Genomic DNA, 17,256 nt, shown 5'->3' with positions numbered 1-17,256 from the left:
ACCCGGTCGTCTCGACAACGGACGGCCGTGACGCCCGGTTCCCGCAGGTGCGTCAGCCGACCCGGTCGACGGTGTACCCGACCAGCGACGTGAAGGCGCCCTTCGCGTCGTTGTCGGGCAGGGCGTCGAGCTCTGCGTAGGCGCGGTCGGCGTAGTCGGCGAGGGTCTCGCGCGCCTTCGCCATCCCCGACGACGCCGTCAGCAGCGCCAACGCCTCGGCGACCTCGTCGTCGTCGGTGAGCGCCCGACGCTCCCCCGACGGCGTCAGCAGCAACTCCCGCAGGCGGGTGCCCTCCGCGCCGGGCTCGTCGAGCGCGTACAGCACCGGCAGGGTGTGGACGCCCTCGCGCAGGTCGGTGCCGGGTGTCTTGCCCGACTCCCCCGACTCCGAGCGGATGTCGATGATGTCGTCGGAGACCTGGAACGCCGTCCCGACGATCCCGCCGAGCCGCGCCAGTCGGTCGACGGTGATGTCGTCGGCGCCGGAGGTCATGGCCCCGAAGCGACCGGCCGCCGAGATGAGCACGGCGGTCTTCTCCCAGACGACGGTCAGGTAGTGGTCCACCGGGGTCTTGCCCGACGTGCTGCCGATGGTCTCGCGCATCTGACCGGTCACCAGTTCGGCGAACGTGTCGGCGATGATCAGCACAGACTGCGGCCCGAGCGTCGACACCAGTCGCGAGGCCCGCGCGAACAGGAAGTCACCGGCGAGGATGGCGACGCTGTTGCCCCAGCGCGCGTTGGCGCTGACCGCACCGCGGCGCATGGTCGCCTCGTCCATGACGTCGTCGTGGTAGAGCGTCGCGAGGTGGATGAGCTCGATGACGGTCGCCGCGGTGACGACCTCGTCGGCCTGCGGGCGCGTCCCGAAATGGGCCGAGAGCAGCGCGAACAGCGGACGGAAGCGCTTGCCGCCGGCCTTGGCGAGGTGGGTGGCGGCCTCGGTGAGGAAGTCCTCGCCCGACGAGAGTTCGGCGATCAGCAGGTCCTCGACGCGACGCAGCGATCCGCCGATCTCGTCGGCGAACTCCTGCGACCCCATCTCGATGCCGGCGAAGGTCGTCTTCACTGTCGCGCCTTGCGCGTGCTCACGGACGGCTCCATCTTCTCGACCCGGCGCTGTTCGGTCGTGCGGTGCGGACCCGCCGGGCTCCTGCACCCGAGGGTAATGGAGCACACGGGGGGTCGGTGATACTGGATCAGGTGAGTGATGTCGCATCCGGCGGACCCGACCGTGCACCGGCCGACGCCGTACCTGCCTCGGCGGACGTGCTGGTGGTCGGAGCCGGCCCGGGCGGGTCGGCGACCGCTGCGCATGCCGCCGCCGCGGGACACCAGGTGGTGCTGCTCGACGCCGCGACCTTCCCCCGGGACAAGACCTGCGGCGACGGGCTCACGCCCCGCGCCATCGCGGAGATGGACTCGCTCGGTCTCGGCGACTACCTCGCCGACCGTCCCCGCATCGTCGGCCTCGCCATGCGCGGCTGGGGTGCGGCGCAACAGGTTTCGTGGCCGTCGGGGCGTTTCCCCGCGTACGGGAGCGCCGTCGCACGGACCGAACTCGACGACCGTATCCGCCGGGTCGCCCTCGACCGCGGTGCGACCATGGTCTCCGGTGTCCGTGCCGTCGACGCCGAGATCCGCGACGGGGCTGTGCATTCCGTCGAGGTGGTCGGTCCCGACGGGCCGTCGCGGATCCGTGTCGGACAGGTCGTCGTCGCCGACGGCGTGAAGTCGGCGCTGGGCAAGGCCCTCGGCCGGGAATGGCACCGCGACACCGCCTACGGCGTCGCGGCGCGCTCCTACGTCACGTCGGGGCGATCGCGCGACGAGTGGATGGGTTCCGACCTCGAACTGCACGGCGCCGACGGCGAACTGCTCCCCGGCTACGGGTGGGTGTTCCCGCTCGGCGGCGGCACGGTCAACCTCGGCGTCGGCGCGCTCGCGACGGCGAGACGGCCGGCGCACATCGCGTTGCGATCGGTGCTGACGCAGTACGCGACGTCCCAGCGGCAGCGATGGCAGCTCGACGGGGAACCCGCGCGGATCACGTCGGCCCTGCTCCCGATGGGCGGTGCTGTGAGTCACGTCGCAGGTCGGAACTGGATGCTCGTCGGCGACGCCGCCGCATGCGTCAACCCGCTCAACGGCGAAGGCATCGACTACGCGCTGGAGACCGGCCGGTTCGCGGCCGCGCGCCTGGGCGAACCGGACCACACCGCGGACTGGCCCGCCCTGCTGACCGAGCACTATGCGACGGCGTTCTCCGCCGCCCGGCGACTGGCGGGGGTGCTGACCGTGCCGAAGGCCGTCCCGATCCTGGGTCGACCGGGCATCCGGTCACAGGCGCTGATGTCGATGGTGGTGCGGGTGATGGGCAACCTGATCACCGCCGAGGACCGCGACGTGGTCGCGCGGGCCTGGCACGCGGCCGGTCGGGTGTCGACGGTGGTCGATCACCGGCCGCCGTTCAGCTGAACGTCGGGTCAGGCGATGCCGCTGTGCAGCGCGGCGATCCCGCCTGTGAGGTTGCGCCAGCGCACGTGGGCAAAACCGGCGTCGACGAGACGCTGCGCCAGCGCGGCCTGATCGGGCCATGCCCGAATCGACTCCGCCAGATACACATACGCGTCGGGGTTGCTGGAGACGCGGGTGGCCACCGACGGGAGCGCCTTCATCAGGTACTCCATGTAGACCGTGCGGAACGGTGAGAACACCGGCGTCGAGAACTCGCAGATCACCAGCCGCCCACCGGGCCGCAGCACCCGTCGCAGCTCGCCCAGGGCGACGTCGACGTCGTTGACGTTGCGCAGCCCGAACGAGATGGTCGCGGCGTCGAAGGAGTCGTCGGCGAACGGCAGCGACAGGGCGTCGGCCGCCACCTTCGGCACCGGGCGGCGTGACCCTGCGTGCAGCATCCCCAGGGAGAAGTCGGCCGCGACGCAGCGGGCGCCCGAGGTCGCGAGCTCCTCGGTGGAGACGGCGGTCCCGGCGGCGAGGTCGAGGACGACGTCGTCGGGGGTGAGCGCCAGTGCCTCGCGAGTGGCCTTGCGCCAGAGCCGGTCCTGCCCGAACGACAGCACGGTGTTGGTGATGTCGTAGCGACGCGCGACGCCGTCGAACATGGCCGCGACCTCGGACGGCTGCTTGTCCAACCCGGCGCGATACGTGGAGGCACTCATGCCCACCACGGTACTGCCCACCCCGCCCCTCGCCGAGCGTGCCGAAACTCACCGCCGAGCGTGCACAGAATGCCCGCCCACCGTGCCGACATCACCCGCCGAGCGTGCACAAAATGCCCGCCCACCGTGCAGCAGATCCCGCCGAGCGTGCAGATCAGGCGGTGCGGCGAGCGACCCCGAGGCTGCCGGCGCGTTCCAGGACGGCCTCGTAGTGGCCGAGCAGCTGATCGCAGATCGACGGCCATGTGCGGCCTGCCACACTGCGACGCGCCGCGGCACCGAACGCCGGTCCGACGGTCGGGTCGAGCAGAGCGTCGACGGCGCCGGGCAGTCGCTGTTCGAACGACGGCACGTCGAGGAGGTAGCCCGTCCGCATCGGCGCGATGAGGTCCTTGGGGCCGCCCGCGTCGGGGCCGATGACGGGCACGCCGCTGGCCAGCGCCTCCTGGACCGCCTGGCAGAACGTCTCGTGCTCGCCGGCGTGGACGAAGACGTCGAAGCTCGCGTAGGCGTGCGCCAGGTCGAGGCCGGAGAGTTCGCCGGTGAACACCGCGTCGGGCATGAGTCGCTGCAGCCGGGCGCGCTCGGGTCCGTCGCCGACGATGACGATCTGCAGATCCCGCCGGCCGGACAGGACCGCCAGTCGCTCGACGTGCTTCTCCGGCGCCAACCGGCCGACGAACCCGACGATGGGCGCACCGCTCGGGCTCCAGCGGGCGCGCAGGGCGTCGTCGCGGCGGGTGGGCGCGAACCGCTCGGCGTCGACGCCACGCCCCCACCGGAACACGCGCGGCACCCCATGCTCCTGCAGCGATCGCACCGACACCGACGACGGCGCCAGGGTGCGGTCGCACGAGGCGTGCAGCCGGCGCGTCCAGGCCCACGCGGCGCGCGTGGTCAGACCGACGCCGTAGCTCGACGCGAACCCGGCGACGTCGGTCTGGAAGACGGCGACCGTCGGGATGTCGAGGCGGTTGGCGGCGTACGCGCCCGCCGCTCCGACGACGAACGGCGACGCGAGGTGCACCACGTCGGGCGCGAAGTCCGCCAGGGCTCGGTAGAGGGTGGGATGCGGCATCCCGACCGGCAGCGACGAGATCTTCGGCACGTTCACCGACGGCACGAGATGCACAGGCACGCCGTTGATCTCACGCGGCGCGCTCTGCGTCCCGCGTGGCGTGTCGGGTGCGATGACGATCGCGTCGTGCCCGGTGCGGTCGAGGTGCTCGAGGACCCGGAGCACCGAGTTCACGACACCGTTGGTGTTCGGTAGGAAGCTCTCCGCGACGATTGCTGTACGCACACGGTCAGTCTGGTGAGCGCACCTGTCCCGGATCGCTCCCCGACGTGACCCCGTCGCCAATGGCGGGTGAACTGTCCGTACCCGGTTCACCCGACGTCTGCCCTGCGGTGTCGTCCCCGTTCTCCGTGGTGTCGGAGCCGGCCGCCCGGCGGCGTCGCGCGTACTCGGCGATTCCGATCATCACCGCGCCGACGACGACCCAGGTCCACCCCGCCACCGACAGCGCCGGCACGACGGCCAGACTGGCGTCCCGTCCCGCCACCCGGACGGTGTCGGGGTTGCGTGTGTCGTACTCGACGCTGATGCGTTGTCCGGCAGTGAGTTCCGTCGGGTAGAAGATGCCCAGCCGCGGGCTGCGGAGTTCACCGTCGGGTGTGTAGAACCGCACGGTGGACTTGGTGGAGCCCGCCGTGACCACGTCGGCGATCGCCGTGCCCCGGTGGTTGTCGATGGCGGCGTCGTCGCGGTAACACCCCGCCACCACGACACCCATCATCACGGTCACGATCGCACCCACGATGAGCAGCGTGATCTGCACGCGTCGCAGGGCTGTCGGCATGGGCGTCACGATACCGCCGCACCCTGTGCACGCTCGGCACGCACTTTCCGCACGCGCGGCGGCGAGTTTCCGCACGCTCGGCGGCGAGTTTCCGCACACTCGGGGGGGTTTCCGCACGCTCGGCGGGGTCAGCAGGTCTCGCCGAGTGGGCACAAAATGCACCCCGAGTGGGCACACAACCCACGCCGAGTGGGCAGAGCTACTCGCGGATCCCGGCGGCGATGGCCGCGTGGACGTCGCGCAGGCGGTCGCGGTCGGTCGGGACCTCGATGACGCGCAGGCCTCCCCCACCGTCGGCGAGCGCGACGGGCAGCTCCGCCAGGGACACCCGACGGTGCTCGATGCCGAACCCACCACACACCTTGCCGATGTCCGCGTGGTGCGGTGTGCCGAAGATCCGCTCGAACGCGCCGTCGTACTCCGGACCGGTGAACCGGCGTTCGCCCTGTTCGAGCAGGGCGAAGATGCCGCCCCCGTCGTCGTTGGCGACGACGATCGTCAGATCCCGCGGACGCGGTTCCCCGGGCCCGATGAGCAGGCCGGACGCGTCGTGCAGGAACGTCAGGTCGCCCATGAACGCGACGGTGCGTCGGTCGTCGGCGGCGAGCGCGGCTCCGATCGCGGTCGAGACGGTGCCGTCGATGCCGGCGACACCCCGGTTCGACATCACCCGCACCTCCGACGACACCCGCCCGGCCAGCGCGACGTCACGGATGGGGTTCGACGCGCCCACCAGGAGCTGTTCACCCGGTCGCATCGCGGCGCTGACGGTGCGCGCGACGTGCAGTCCGGTCGCAGCACCGTCGCGGTCGAGTTCGGCGTCCACCGACGCGACCGCGCGCTGCTGCGCGTCGTGACAGGCCTTCAGCCATTCCTCCGACGGCGCTCCCCCGACGACGGCGCGGGTGCCCGTGGCCAGCACGTTGCCGGACACGTCGGGCCAGCGCGGGCCGGTGGTCAGCGCGTACACCCGCACCTGCGGGTCGGCGAGGAGTCGCGAGACCTGGCGGTGCAGCGTCGGCCGCCCACAGATGATCGCCTGGGTCGGTCGCAGCACCGACAGCGCCAGCGGGTGCAGCGGTGTCGCCGGGGCGGGAGCGGTCGGCTCGGCGACGGTGGGGATGCCCGCGAGCTCAGGGCGGACACCGGCGCCGTGCCCGGAGACGACGACGGTGTCGCAGCTGACGTCGATGTCGAGGGGGACGTCCAACCGCCCGACAGCGGCTGTGGTCCAGGGCATCTCGCCCTCACGACCGGCGAACTCACCCAGATCGTCGGTGGGTCCGACACCGGCCTCGGGCACCAGGGGCTCGCGCAGCGGGATGTCGAACTGCACGGGTCCCGCGTTGCCGGTGCGGGCACCGCGCGCCGCGGCGAGCACGCGACACACCCCCGAGCGCCACTGGCTGTTCGTGTCGAGATCCTGCTCGGCGAGTCCGAGGCTGATGGCCGCGCGGACCTGTGTGCCGAAGATGCCGAACTGTTCGATGGTCTGGTTCGCCCCCGAGCCCAACAGCTCGTAGGGACGGTTGGCGCTGATGACGACGAGCGGCACCCGCGCGTAGTTCGCCTCGAACACCGCGGGACTGACGTTGGCGACAGCGGTGCCGCTGGTCATCACCATCGGCACCGGCTGCCCTGAGGCCGCCGCGAGTCCCAACGCGAGGAAGCCCGCGGTGCGCTCGTCGATGCGGACGTGCAGTCGCAGTCGACCCGCCCGATCGGCCGCGTGCAGCGCGAAGGCGAGAGGCGCGTTCCGGGAGCCCGGACAGAGCACCGCCTCCCGCACGCCGCCACGGACCATCTCGTCGACGATGACGCGGGCCTGCAGGGTGGACGGGTTCATCGGTCCAGGGTAGATACCCCGGGGGCCTGCTCGGGCCGCCCTCGCGACCCCGCGCCCGGACCGACGGCGTCCGCGGGCTCGGTCGCGACGAGCCGCTCGAGCAGGGGGACGCACAACATCAGCAGGCCACGCTCGGTGTCGTCGAGGTGCTCGGCGACGGCGCGCGCCAGCCACTCGTCGCGCAGGGCGCGGTCCTCGGTGAGGAGGTTCACACCGGCCGGTGTGAGCGAGATCAACTGTCGGCGACGGTCATCGGGGTCGGTGACGCGCTCGATCAGCCCGGCGTCGGACAGCTTGTTCATGCTCACGGTCAGCGACTGGACCCGCACGTGCATGCGCTCGGCGAGATCGGCGACGGTGGTCGTCCCGGATCGGTCGAGATATCCGAGCACCGTGACCTGCGTGAGCGTCAGACCGTGGTCGGGTCGGTGCAGGCGCGCAGCCCGCGCGACACCCATCACCGCCTCCCGCAGGCGCGTCGCATCGATGTCGGACATACCAAGACGATATACGACGATCACCACGATCTCTGCGTTGATGGCCAGTATGCGACGAGAAGATGGCAAGAGTAGTCTTGCTTTCATGCTTCTCCGATGGGTTGTCCTCGCCGCGGTCACCGCGGCAGCCACCGTCGGACTCGATCTCCTCTCCGTCCCGTCCGCGGCCCTGTTCGCCGGGCTCGTCGTCGCGGCCGGTCTCGCCCTCTCCGGCCTGGCACCGACAGGGAACCCGCCGATGCCCCGCGCCTGGGGCATCGGCGCGCAGGGGATCCTCGGCGTCTACATCGGAACCATGGTCCAGCCCGACGTGCTCACCGGTCTCGCCGGTTCGTGGTTGCCCGTCGTGGTCATCGCACTGGGGACCCTGGTGTTGTCGGTGGCCGGCGGCGCGCTGCTGGGTCTGCACAGTCGCGTCGACTCCCTCACCGGTTCCCTCGCCCTGGTCGCCGGTGGTGCGTCGGGACTCGTCGCCCTCACCCGTGAGCTCGGCGGCGACGAGCGCGTGGTCGCGGTCGTGCAGTACGTGCGCGTCGGCCTCGTCACGGTCACCATGCCGATCGTCGCGACCGTCGTGTTCGGCGCCCACACCAGCGGCGGCTCGAGCCCGCAGGAGTCCGCGGGTCTCGTCGACCAGGCCTGGGGGCTGCTGCTCCTCGCCGTCGGGATCGGCGTCGGTCTCACCGTCGGGCGGCTGATCCATCTGCCCGCCGTCGGTCTGCTGGGACCGCTCGTCGTCACCGTCGCCGCCGAGCTGACGGGCCTCGCCGGTCCGGCCGCCGTCCCGTCGGTGCTGGTCACCATCGCCTACGCCCTCATCGGCTGGCAGGCCGGGCTCGGCTTCACCATGAGCAGCATGCGGGCGATCGGCCGGATCCTGCCGTTCGCGGTGCTGCTCATCGTGCTCATCGGTGTGGGCAGCGCGGGTCTCGGTGCGGCGTTGAGCGCGTGGACCGGCGAGAGCATGTTCGACAGCTACCTCGCGACGACCCCCGGCGGCATCTACGCCGTGCTGGCCGCGGCGGCCGCGTCCGGCTCCAACATCACCTTCGTCCTCGCCTCGCAGATCGTGCGCGTGCTCCTCATGCTCTTCGTCGCGCCGTTCGCGGCCCGTCTCTATCACCGGTGGCGAACCCGACGAGGCGACGAGCACGACGCCCGCACCCCCGAGCCGGCGCACACCTGAGCGGACGGCGGGAGGCGTCGCACGCCGTCCGGTCCGACCGGGTGCCCGAGTAGGGTCACCTCATGACCGATTCGACCCGAGAATTCGACGTCGTAGTGTTCGGCGCCACCGGCTTCGTCGGCGCCCTCACCGCCGACTACCTGGCCCGATCGGCCCCCGCCGGCACCCGCATCGCGCTCGCCGGACGCAGCGAGGCGAAGCTGGAGAAGGTCCGCGCCTCCCTCCCGGCGACAGCCCACGACTGGCCCCTGATCGTCGCCGACGCCGACTCGGCCGCCTCGCTCGACGCGATGGCCGCGCGCACCCGCGTCGTCTGCACCACCGTCGGCCCGTACCTGAAGTACGGCGAGTTGGTGCTGGCCGCGACGGTCAACGCCGGCTCCGACTACGTCGACCTCACCGGCGAGGTCCCGTTCGTCCGACTGTCCATCGACAAGTTCGGTGAGCAGGCCGCGTCCAACGGTGCGCGGATCGTGCACTCCTGCGGCTTCGACTCCATCCCCTCCGACATCGGCGTCTACCTCCTGCACCGCGCTGTGGCCGACGCCGGAGCGGGCGAGATGACCGACACGACGCTGGTGGTGCGCTCGTTCAAGGGCGGCGTGTCCGGCGGCACCATCGACTCGATGCGCGTGATCGCGCAGGAGGCCAAGGACCCGGCGACGCGTCGCACCCTGCTCGACAAGCACGCGCTGTCGACCGGGCCGGGCGAGGCACCGCTGAAGCGGTCGGGTGAGCCCAGCGACACCCGCCTGGTCGCGGCGTCCTCGGTCGACCCGTCGCTCAAGGGCACCCTCGCGCCGTTCGTCATGGCGTCGCACAACACCCGCATCGTCCGACGCAGCAATGCGTTGCTGCACAACGCCTACGGCGACAGGTTCCGGTACTCCGAGGCGATGTCGGTGGGCTCGCTGCCCGTCGTGTCGACCGTCGCGGCCGGCGCCGTCGCGGGTGGTCTGGGCGCGTTCCTGGCGGCGATGGCGTTCCCGCCCACCCGCAAACTGCTCGACCGGATCCTCCCCGCCGCCGGCGACGGTCCCAGCGAGAAGACCCGTGAGAACGGCCATTTCACGTGCGACGTGTTCACGACGACGACCACCGGAAAGCGGTTCTCGTCGCGGGTCAAGGCCAAAGGCGACCCGGGCTACAAGGCGACCGCGGTGATGCTCGGCGAGAGCGCACTGACCCTCGCACTCGACCGTGACGCCCTCCCGGACCTGACCGGCGTGCTCACCCCGGCCGCGGCGATGGGTGATGCGCTCATCGCCCGCCTGCGCGGTGCGGGCCTGACGCTCACCGCAGGGCCCGTCGGCGCGACCACCTCGGCCTGACGCCGGTGGCGCCGCGGATCCTGTTCGTCTGCACCGGCAACATCTGCCGGTCCCCGATGGCGGAACTGCTCCTGCGCCATCGGCTTCGGGACCACCCCGACGCCGTGTCGGTGAGCAGCGCCGGCGTCGCCGCCATGGTCGACCACCCGATCCATCCGTTGGCCGCGGACGTCCTCGGCGAGCACGGCGTCGAGTCCGGTGACTTCCGCGCCCGCTACCTCACCCCGGCGCATCTCACCGAGGCCGACCTGGTGCTGACGATGGCGCGGGAACACCGTGACGCGGCGACCTCGAAGGCGCCGATGCGGTGGCGTCGTATCGCTGTGCTGCGCGAGTTCGACGAGGCGATCGCCGACGGTGGAGCTGATGTGTCCGCACCCCGTTTCACCGGGGACCGCAACCGTCCCGCCCTCGACATCGAGGACCCGATGGGCCGTCCGCGTGAGGAGTTCGAGCGTGTGGCAACGGAACTCGATCCCCTGATCGACCGTCTCGCCACCTGGGTGCTGTCGCTGCGCGACTGAGAGGTTGGCGTCGCCACTTCGCGACGGCGCGTCAGTAGGCCCCGCGGCTGGAGACGACCGTGCGGACGGTGCGCCACAGGATGGCGATGTCCTGGGCGATGGACCAGTTCTCCACGTAGCTGAGGTCGAGGCGGACCGATTCCTCCCAGTTCAGGTCCGACCGTCCCGACACCTGCCACAGCCCGGTGATCCCCGGTCGCACGAGCATTCGGCGGGTGACCGGGCCGGTGTACTGCAGCACCTCCGACGGCAGCGGCGGCCGCGGTCCGACGAGACTCATCGAGCCCCCGAGCACGTTGAAGAGCTGCGGCAATTCGTCGAGGCTGTAGCGCCGCAACTTCTTCCCGATGCGGGTGACGCGCGGATCGTCGCGCATCTTGAACAGCAGACCCGCGCCCTCGTTCGCCGCCTTGAGGTCGGCCAGACGCTTGTCCGCGTCGACGACCATCGAGCGGAACTTCCACATGAGGAACGGCTCGTTGTTCAGCCCGATCCGCGGAGCGCGGTAGAAGACGGGACCGGGTGAGTCGAGCTTGATCGCGATCGCGCAGGCCAGCAGCACCGGTGCGGCGAGCGTCAGCGCGGCCAGCGCACCGAGACGGTCGACCACGGCCTTCATGATGCGGTTGGCGCCCCGGTAGGCGGGCTTGTCGACGTGGAGCAGCGGGAGGCCGGCGACGGGCCGCACCAGCATCCGCGGCCCGGCGACGTCGATGACCCCCGGGTCGACCACCATGTCGACGTGGAGACCCTCGAGCTCCCACGACAACTCGCGCATCGCCGAGTGGCCGAGGACCTCGGCGGAGGTGACGGCGACGGTCGTCGCGCGCGACGACACCACTGCGTCGCCGGCGTCGGAGAAGTCACCGAGGATGGGCACCGACCGGCTGCCGATGGTGAGTTCCGTGCGGCCGCCCGTCGATGGCAGGCACACCCCGACCACCTCGTAGCCGAGCTCCGGGCTGCGGGTGAGGTGCGCGATGAGCGGGCGCGCCGAGCGCTCGCCACCGATGACGAGCACGTGGTTGAGGCACCGACGACGGCGGCGCATGGCCTTGAGGTGCAGGCGCCACAGCAGGTGCGACAACAGCAGACCGAGCGTGCCGAGGGGCAGCGCGAGCGCGATGAACCCGCGGGCGATGTTCAGCTTGAGCAGCAGGTCGACGATGGCCAGCAGGCCGAAGAGGGTGAGGCTGGCGCTGACGAGACGGCTGAACTCGGTCGGGCCGGTACCGATGATGCGGACGTCGCTCACCCGCGTGACGTGGAGAAGCACCACCCAGAAGCCGGCGATGAGCGCGGCCACGAAGACCGCCGGGATCTCGAGTCGTGCGACCGGGATGGTGAGTTCGGTGCCGAAGCGGGCGACCTCGGCGGCCACCACCGCGACGACCACGACGATGGCGTCGGTGACGATGAGTCGCTGGCGGTAGCGGTCGGCCCAGGTGACGATCCGATCGCGCGTGCGAGGCCTCGAGATCCGGCGCGAGATCGGTCGTCCGGGCGCACGTTGGCGTGGACTCGTCTCCGCCGTCATACCGTTCCTCTCGCATCACCGAGCGCGGCCTGTCGGCCTCACCACCCGCCGGCGAGACACACCCGAAATACTTGCGGCTCGCAATATTTTGCAGCAGTCAAGCATTCGAAATATGGCTCGGCGCCCTCGAATTCCGGCTCATCGTGGCCGTTCGTGATCCGACCCGCTGAACTTATATTCTCACCAGCAGTGCCGCAACCGATCGAATCACCTACATCGCGGAAAGATGACGATTGCGCGACGCCGTCGTGAACAGAACTCGTCCGATCGCCGGCTCTACCGCAGATAATGCGAGGTCAGGGCTGTCCCGGCTTCAGAGCCACGAACAGGCCATCCGCTTCAGCACACAAGCGGTCCCCGTCGTGGATCGTCGCGGTGACGAAGATTTTACGTCCGTCGATGCGATCGACGGCGGTGCGCACCGTGAGTTCGCGATAAAGCGGTGTTATCGATCGATAATTCACCGTCAAATATGCCGTCCTGGTCACTTTTCCCGTCGCCAATGCGCCGGTCATGCCCAGGAGATCGTCGAATGCCATGGCGATGTATCCGCCGTGCGCCGCGTTGTTCCCGCCGAGATGGAATCGCGTGAATCGCACGGTCGCGGCGACGCCGGTCGCGTCGGCGGAGTGCACCACGTACGGCGGGAGCGTGATGTTGCCGCGGGCCGGCAGGTCGATTCTTGTGCCCGACGGCGCCTGCCACTCGTCGATCGCCACCGCCTCGAGCTCGGTGTTCAGCTCCGTCAGCTGCTCGATCACCCTCTCGACGAGGGCCTCGCTCGGCTCGGCGGCACGGACCCTGTCCATGAAGTGGCGGACCACCTCGATCATCTCGCCGAACCGTGGGCCACCCCGGTCGGTGCTGATGGCCATGTCGGTGCGGAACCCGCCCCCGTGTCCGTCGCCGTCCGGGCCGGTGCCGCTCTCACTCATCCGCTCACGCTATCGGTAGCGCGTCGGGGTGCCCCACGCCGCGTCATTAGGCTTCCCAGGATGAGCGACAGCAGCAGCCCTTCCCCGTTCGTGCCCGAGCAGTGGGCCCCGATCGCCGGTTTCGAGGGACTGACCGACATCACCTACCACCGCCACACCGGGTCCGGTCGGGAGAACGGGATCGTCCGGGTCGCCTTCGACCGCCCGGAGGTGCGCAACGCCTTCCGGCCGCACACCGTCGACGAGCTGTACTCCGTCCTCGACCACGCCCGCCGCACCCCCGACGTCGGCACCGTCCTGCTCACCGGCAACGGCCCGAGCCCGCGCGACGGCGGGTGGGCGTTCTGCAGCGGTGGTGACCAGCGGATCCGCGGCCGATCGGGATATCAGTACGCCGGGGGCGAGACCACCGAGACCGTGGACACCGCGCGCGTGAAGGCCGAGGGCGGGCGACTGCACATCCTGGAGGTGCAGCGACTCATCCGCACCATGCCCAAGGTGGTCATCGCGGTGGTCGGGGGCTGGGCGGCCGGCGGCGGGCATTCGCTGCACGTCGTCTGTGACCTCACCATCGCCTCCCGTCAGCACGCACGGTTCAAGCAGACCGACGCCGACGTCGGCTCCTTCGACGCCGGCTACGGCAGCGCGTACCTGGCCAAGCAGGTCGGGCAGAAGTTCGCCCGGGAGATCTTCTTCCTCGGCCGCAGCTACGACGCCGAGGCGATGCAGCGGATGGGTGCGGTCAACGAGGTCGTCGACCACGCCGAGCTGGAGAACACCGCCGTCGAGTGGGCGCGGGCGATCAACGGGAAGTCGCCCACCGCCCAGCGGATGCTGAAGTTCGCTTTCAACCTCACCGACGACGGCCTCATGGGCCAGCAGGTCTTCGCCGGCGAGGCCACCCGCCTGGCCTACATGACCGACGAGGCCGTCGAGGGCCGCGACGCCTTCCTCGAGAAGCGCGCCCCGGACTGGGACGATTTCCCGTACTACTACTGAGTGACTGTCGTCTGAATCGTCCGGCATACGCGACTCGAGGGCATATCGCCCCCTGCTCGCGTGGAGCGGACGTTTGTGACGGGAATCGGAACCGCGTCGAGAATCCTCGCGTCCAATCGATGTGGACACCGGCGTGTACTCGCGACGACAACTGCTCGAGAAGCGGGATGTCGCCGAGCTGCGACGTCTCGTCGCGTCCGGTTCTCTGACCCTTCTCCGACGCGGGTGGTACGCCGCACCCAACGCCACGCCCGACGTGGTCGAGGCGGTGACGGCAGGCGGTGCCCTCAGCTGCGTCTCGGCCCTGGCGGTGCACGGTCTGTGGATCCCGCCGGGCTACTCCGACCGGCTCCACCTGCGAGCGTCGAAGCATCTGGCGAACCGTCGCAGCTGCCGGCTCCCGGGAGGATCGCAGCCCGTCACCGCGGCGCTCGACAACCTCGGTGACGCTCTTGCCTGCGCGTCGTCGTGCATGACCGACGAGGACTGGGTGATCGTCGTGGACTCGGCGCTGAACAAGAACGCGCTGACGATCCCGCGTCTGCAGGAGCAGATGGGCGTGGTGTCCGCCCGGATGCGGCGACTCATGCAGCGCTGCGACGCGCGGTCCGAGTCGGGGACGGAGTCCGCCGTGCGGTTCCGGCTGCAGTCCCGTCGCGTCGTCGTCGAGGTGCAGCCCGAGGTGGACACCGTCGGTCGGGTCGACCTCCGCGTCGGCCGGATCCTCATCGAGTGCGACAGCGTCGAACACCACACAGGGGCCGAGACGTACCAGAAGGACCGCAACCGGGACCGCGCGGCAATTCTCCGGGGCGAGGTGACGTTCCGGGTCACCTACGGCGACGTGTTCTACGACTGGGGACGCGCGGGGTCGGACCTGTTCGGCCTGATCGGGGCGGACAGACACCGGGATCGCCGTCGGAACCGTCCGGTATAGGCGAGCAGAGGGCAATACTCCCTCTGCTCGCGCGGAGCGGACGGTTGTGACGTCAGCGAGCGGACGTCCGCCGGTTCAGGATCCGGGTGGCGACAGGCACGGCGACGGCGAGGATGACGGCCGAGCAGATCAGGGTGTAGCTCTGGGCGTGCTGGGACGCCCATGTGACCGGTTCGCGCACAGCGGGATCGGCGGAGATGGGGTTGCCGAAGCCCTGTCGGAAGCTGCGGGCGACAGCGGTCACCGGGTTCCAGGTCGCCAGGAAGCGCAGCGGTTCGGGCAGCAGCCGCGACGGGATGAACGCGCTGGAGATGAAGCTGATCGGGAAGACGAACGTCATCAGCAGGCTCTGCGCGGCCTGGGCCGACGCGCTCACCAACCCGATGATCGCGCCCACCCACGACAGCGCGAAGCCGAACACCAGCGCGGTCGCGAACGATCCGACGGCGAACCAGAAACCGCCCGACACCCGCCACCCGATCACGAACCCGGCGGCCGTCATCACACCGAGGCCGACCACGTTGATGGTGAGGTCGGAGACGGTGCGCCCCACGATGATCCCCGACCGCGACATCGGCAGCGACCGCATCCGGTCGACCATCCCGGAGTCCAGATCCGACGACAGCCCCAGCGCCGTGTACCCGGAGTTGAACGTGACCGTCTGCGCCATGATCCCGCCGATGAGGAACTCCCGGTAGCGATCTCCGCCGAGCGCATCGCCGAACACGTACGAGAACAGCAGCACGAACATCAGCGGTTGCAGCACCACGCCGAGCAGCATCTGCGAGTTGCGCACGATGGTCCGCAGGTTGCGCACCGCGACGACCTCGCAGTCGACGACGAACGGGATCACGCCCCGGCTCCGCACCACCGCGGTCACGTCGCCACCTCGTCGACGGTGAGCGACCGGAACGCGTCGTCGAGCGACGGCGCACGCACCGACGCCTCGGCGACGGCGATCCCCGCCACCGCCAGCGACGACACCACGGCAGCGACAGCCTCGGCGCCGTCGAGGGCCTCGACGGTCACCACGTCCTCGACCACCTCGACGGAGACGTACCCGTCCCCGACAGCCTCTCGGACGCGCGACGGGTCCACGGCGGACGCCAGGCGCACGGTCACCGTCGACGTCCCGAACCGCCGCTTGAGCTCCTCCGGCCCACCACGCGCGACGACGGCGCCCCGGTGGATGACGGTGACGTCGTCGGCCAGACGGTCGGCCTCCTCGAGGTACTGCGTCGTCAACAGCACCGTGCTCCCCGCGGCCGCGAGGTCGCGCACCGACTCCCACAGCGTCTCGCGGCTCGGTGGGTCGAGCCCCGCGGTCGGCTCGTCCAGCACGACGACGGGCGGGTCGGCGACGAGCGCGCCGGCGAGGTCGAGCTTGCGCCGCATCCCGCCGGACCAGGTCGCCGCACGCCGACCGGCCGCCTCGGCGACACCGAACCGTTCCAGCAGCTCGTCGGCCCGACGACCCGCCGCGCGCCGCCCGTAGCCCGACAGTCGCGCGATCATCGCCAGGTTCTCCCGGCCGGTCAGCGAGTCGTCGACGGTCGCGAACTGTCCCGACAGGCCGATCAGGCCCCGGACCCGATGGGGGTGCTCGACGACGTCGATCCCGGCGACCCGCACCGTCCCCGACGTGGGCGCGACGAGCGTCGCGATGGCCCGGACGGTGGTGGTCTTGCCGGCACCGTTGGGCCCCAGCAGCGCCATCACCGACCCCTCCGCCACGGTCATCGACACCGCGTCGACGGCGACGGCGTCCCCGAACGCGACGGTCAGATCGTCGACCTCCAGCCCGCTCACACCGCCTCCTGTGAGGACGGTCTCGCACCGGACCCGGTGGGTGCTCCGCTGGCTATCCTCGATCCATGTGGCGGATCACTCGACGGGTGATCGTCGTGGTGATCGGGCTGGTGATCTCCGTCGCGGCGGCGGGTCTGCCGGTCTTCGTGTTCCCCGTCGTCGCCGACGACCCGCGCCCGGCCGACGTGATCATGGTGCTCGGCGGACGGCAGGACGGCCGCGAGGAGTTCGCGATCGGACTCGCCGAACGCGGCCTGGCGAAGACGGTTCTCGTCTCCGATCCCTACACCCGCCCCGACGACTACATGGAGTCGATCTGCGATCGCCCGCACGGGGTCCGCGTCGTCTGCTTCGACCCGCAGCCGCGCACCACCCGCGGCGAGGCCCGGTTCCTGCGGGACGAGTCGCGACGCAACGGGTGGCGGTCGGCGCTGGTGGTCACGTTCAGCCCGCACGTCAGCCGCGCCGACTTCATCATCGGCCGCTGCTTCACCGGCGATCTGACGATGGTCGACTACCACGACAGGCTGCCACTGTCCTACTGGGCGTGGATGTACGCCTACCAGACCGCCGGGTTCGTCCGGGCGGCGTTCCAGTCGGGCTGCTGAGCG

17 protein-coding genes are annotated in these 17,256 nt (G+C 70.6%); 7 read left to right on the top strand and 10 right to left on the bottom strand.

Translation table 11 applies throughout. The features are described from left to right. Positions 1–52 precede the first annotated feature (52 nt). Positions 53–1,069, bottom strand: coding sequence for a polyprenyl synthetase family protein (locus LX14_RS11430; protein WP_308214095.1), 1,017 nt, complete (start codon positions 1,067–1,069; stop codon positions 53–55). A gap of 134 nt (positions 1,070–1,203) precedes the next feature. Here LX14_RS11430 and LX14_RS11425 point away from each other — a divergent pair, with 134 nt between their 5' ends. After that, positions 1,204–2,478, top strand: coding sequence for a geranylgeranyl reductase family protein (locus LX14_RS11425; protein WP_253647316.1), 1,275 nt, complete (start codon positions 1,204–1,206; stop codon positions 2,476–2,478). 8 nt (positions 2,479–2,486) lie between these two features. Here the strand turns inward: LX14_RS11425 and LX14_RS11420 are convergent, their stop codons facing one another. From LX14_RS11420 to LX14_RS11400, 5 genes are all read right to left on the bottom strand, one after another. Beyond that, a complete protein-coding gene (locus tag LX14_RS11420; protein ID WP_253647315.1) occupies positions 2,487–3,182 on the bottom strand; it encodes a demethylmenaquinone methyltransferase in 696 nt (231 codons plus the stop codon). Positions 3,183–3,336: 154 nt separating this feature from the next. Further along, a complete protein-coding gene (locus LX14_RS11415) occupies positions 3,337–4,485 on the bottom strand; it encodes a glycosyltransferase family 4 protein (protein WP_253647314.1) in 1,149 nt (382 codons plus the stop codon). Between the two features lie 4 nt (positions 4,486–4,489). Next, entirely contained in the window at positions 4,490–5,044 is a 555-nt protein-coding gene (locus tag LX14_RS11410) for a DUF3592 domain-containing protein (protein WP_253647313.1), read from the bottom strand. A gap of 199 nt (positions 5,045–5,243) precedes the next feature. Continuing rightward, entirely contained in the window at positions 5,244–6,890 is a 1,647-nt protein-coding gene (menD, locus tag LX14_RS11405) for a 2-succinyl-5-enolpyruvyl-6-hydroxy-3-cyclohexene-1-carboxylic-acid synthase (protein ID WP_253647312.1), read from the bottom strand. After that, a complete protein-coding gene (locus LX14_RS11400) occupies positions 6,887–7,387 on the bottom strand; it encodes a MarR family winged helix-turn-helix transcriptional regulator (protein WP_253647311.1) in 501 nt (166 codons plus the stop codon). Before LX14_RS11400 ends, menD begins: the two co-directional genes overlap by 4 nt. Positions 7,388–7,472: 85 nt before the next feature. On the opposite strand from LX14_RS11400, the gene LX14_RS11395 reads away from it, so the two are divergent. The 3 genes from LX14_RS11395 (at position 7,473) to LX14_RS11385 (ending at position 10,428) form a co-directional block, all read left to right on the top strand. Further along, positions 7,473–8,573 carry an AbrB family transcriptional regulator gene (locus LX14_RS11395; RefSeq protein ID WP_253647310.1) on the top strand — a complete coding sequence of 367 codons (1,101 nt, stop codon included), beginning with the start codon at positions 7,473–7,475 and terminating at the stop codon, positions 8,571–8,573. 62 nt (positions 8,574–8,635) lie between these two features. Then, on the top strand, positions 8,636–9,904 hold the full coding sequence (locus LX14_RS11390; protein ID WP_253647309.1) for a saccharopine dehydrogenase family protein: 1,269 nt from the start codon (positions 8,636–8,638) through the stop codon (positions 9,902–9,904). Positions 9,905–9,909: 5 nt separating this feature from the next. Further along, on the top strand, positions 9,910–10,428 hold the full coding sequence (locus LX14_RS11385; protein ID WP_308214094.1) for an arsenate reductase/protein-tyrosine-phosphatase family protein: 519 nt from the start codon (positions 9,910–9,912) through the stop codon (positions 10,426–10,428). Positions 10,429–10,459: 31 nt separating this feature from the next. On the opposite strand, the gene LX14_RS11380 is transcribed toward LX14_RS11385, so the two are convergent. Further along, on the bottom strand, positions 10,460–11,965 hold the full coding sequence (locus LX14_RS11380; protein ID WP_253647308.1) for a sugar transferase: 1,506 nt from the start codon (positions 11,963–11,965) through the stop codon (positions 10,460–10,462). A gap of 296 nt (positions 11,966–12,261) precedes the next feature. Next, the gene (locus tag LX14_RS11375) at positions 12,262–12,900 is read right to left on the bottom strand and encodes a PaaI family thioesterase (RefSeq protein WP_253647307.1); all 639 of its coding nucleotides are present in this window, start codon (positions 12,898–12,900) and stop codon (positions 12,262–12,264) included. A gap of 60 nt (positions 12,901–12,960) precedes the next feature. On the opposite strand from LX14_RS11375, the gene LX14_RS11370 reads away from it, so the two are divergent. Continuing rightward, positions 12,961–13,899, top strand: coding sequence for a 1,4-dihydroxy-2-naphthoyl-CoA synthase (locus LX14_RS11370; RefSeq protein ID WP_253647306.1), 939 nt, complete (start codon positions 12,961–12,963; stop codon positions 13,897–13,899). Positions 13,900–14,032: 133 nt separating this feature from the next. Beyond that, on the top strand, positions 14,033–14,836 hold the full coding sequence (locus tag LX14_RS11365) for a hypothetical protein (RefSeq protein ID WP_253647305.1): 804 nt from the start codon (positions 14,033–14,035) through the stop codon (positions 14,834–14,836). Positions 14,837–14,888: 52 nt separating this feature from the next. Here LX14_RS11365 and LX14_RS11360 read toward each other — a convergent pair whose 3' ends face one another. After that, a complete protein-coding gene (locus LX14_RS11360) occupies positions 14,889–15,716 on the bottom strand; it encodes an ABC transporter permease (RefSeq protein WP_253647304.1) in 828 nt (275 codons plus the stop codon). Next, positions 15,713–16,645, bottom strand: a complete 933-nt coding sequence (locus LX14_RS11355) for an ABC transporter ATP-binding protein (protein WP_253647303.1) — start codon at positions 16,643–16,645, stop codon at positions 15,713–15,715. The genes LX14_RS11360 and LX14_RS11355 overlap by 4 nt, the downstream gene beginning before the upstream one ends. Before the next feature lie 65 nt (positions 16,646–16,710). Between LX14_RS11355 and LX14_RS11350 the strand changes: the two genes are divergently transcribed. Further along, a complete protein-coding gene (locus LX14_RS11350) occupies positions 16,711–17,253 on the top strand; it encodes a YdcF family protein (protein ID WP_253647302.1) in 543 nt (180 codons plus the stop codon). Positions 17,254–17,256 lie beyond the last annotated feature (3 nt).

The organism is Williamsia deligens, assembly GCF_024171765.1.
Classification (GTDB): domain Bacteria; phylum Actinomycetota; class Actinomycetes; order Mycobacteriales; family Mycobacteriaceae; genus Williamsia_A; species Williamsia_A deligens.
Note: the sequence above shows the minus strand (reverse complement) of the source record. Positions and strands in the feature narration are given on the sequence as shown.

Excerpts from the sequence above, each read along its gene's own strand:
- LX14_RS11370 (WP_253647306.1), top strand. The coding sequence starts at position 12,961 with ATGAGCGACAGCAGCAGCCCTTCCCCGTTCGTGCCCGAGCAGTGGGCC.
- LX14_RS11350 (WP_253647302.1), top strand. The coding sequence starts at position 16,711 with ATGTGGCGGATCACTCGACGGGTGATCGTCGTGGTGATCGGGCTGGTG.
- menD (WP_253647312.1), bottom strand. The coding sequence starts at position 6,890 with ATGAACCCGTCCACCCTGCAGGCCCGCGTCATCGTCGACGAGATGGTC.
- LX14_RS11410 (WP_253647313.1), bottom strand. The coding sequence starts at position 5,044 with ATGCCGACAGCCCTGCGACGCGTGCAGATCACGCTGCTCATCGTGGGT.
- LX14_RS11390 (WP_253647309.1), top strand. The coding sequence starts at position 8,636 with ATGACCGATTCGACCCGAGAATTCGACGTCGTAGTGTTCGGCGCCACC.
- LX14_RS11420 (WP_253647315.1), bottom strand. The coding sequence starts at position 3,182 with ATGAGTGCCTCCACGTATCGCGCCGGGTTGGACAAGCAGCCGTCCGAG.
- LX14_RS11380 (WP_253647308.1), bottom strand. The coding sequence starts at position 11,965 with ATGACGGCGGAGACGAGTCCACGCCAACGTGCGCCCGGACGACCGATC.
- LX14_RS11395 (WP_253647310.1), top strand. The coding sequence starts at position 7,473 with ATGCTTCTCCGATGGGTTGTCCTCGCCGCGGTCACCGCGGCAGCCACC.
- LX14_RS11400 (WP_253647311.1), bottom strand. The coding sequence starts at position 7,387 with ATGTCCGACATCGATGCGACGCGCCTGCGGGAGGCGGTGATGGGTGTC.
- LX14_RS11375 (WP_253647307.1), bottom strand. The coding sequence starts at position 12,900 with ATGAGTGAGAGCGGCACCGGCCCGGACGGCGACGGACACGGGGGCGGG.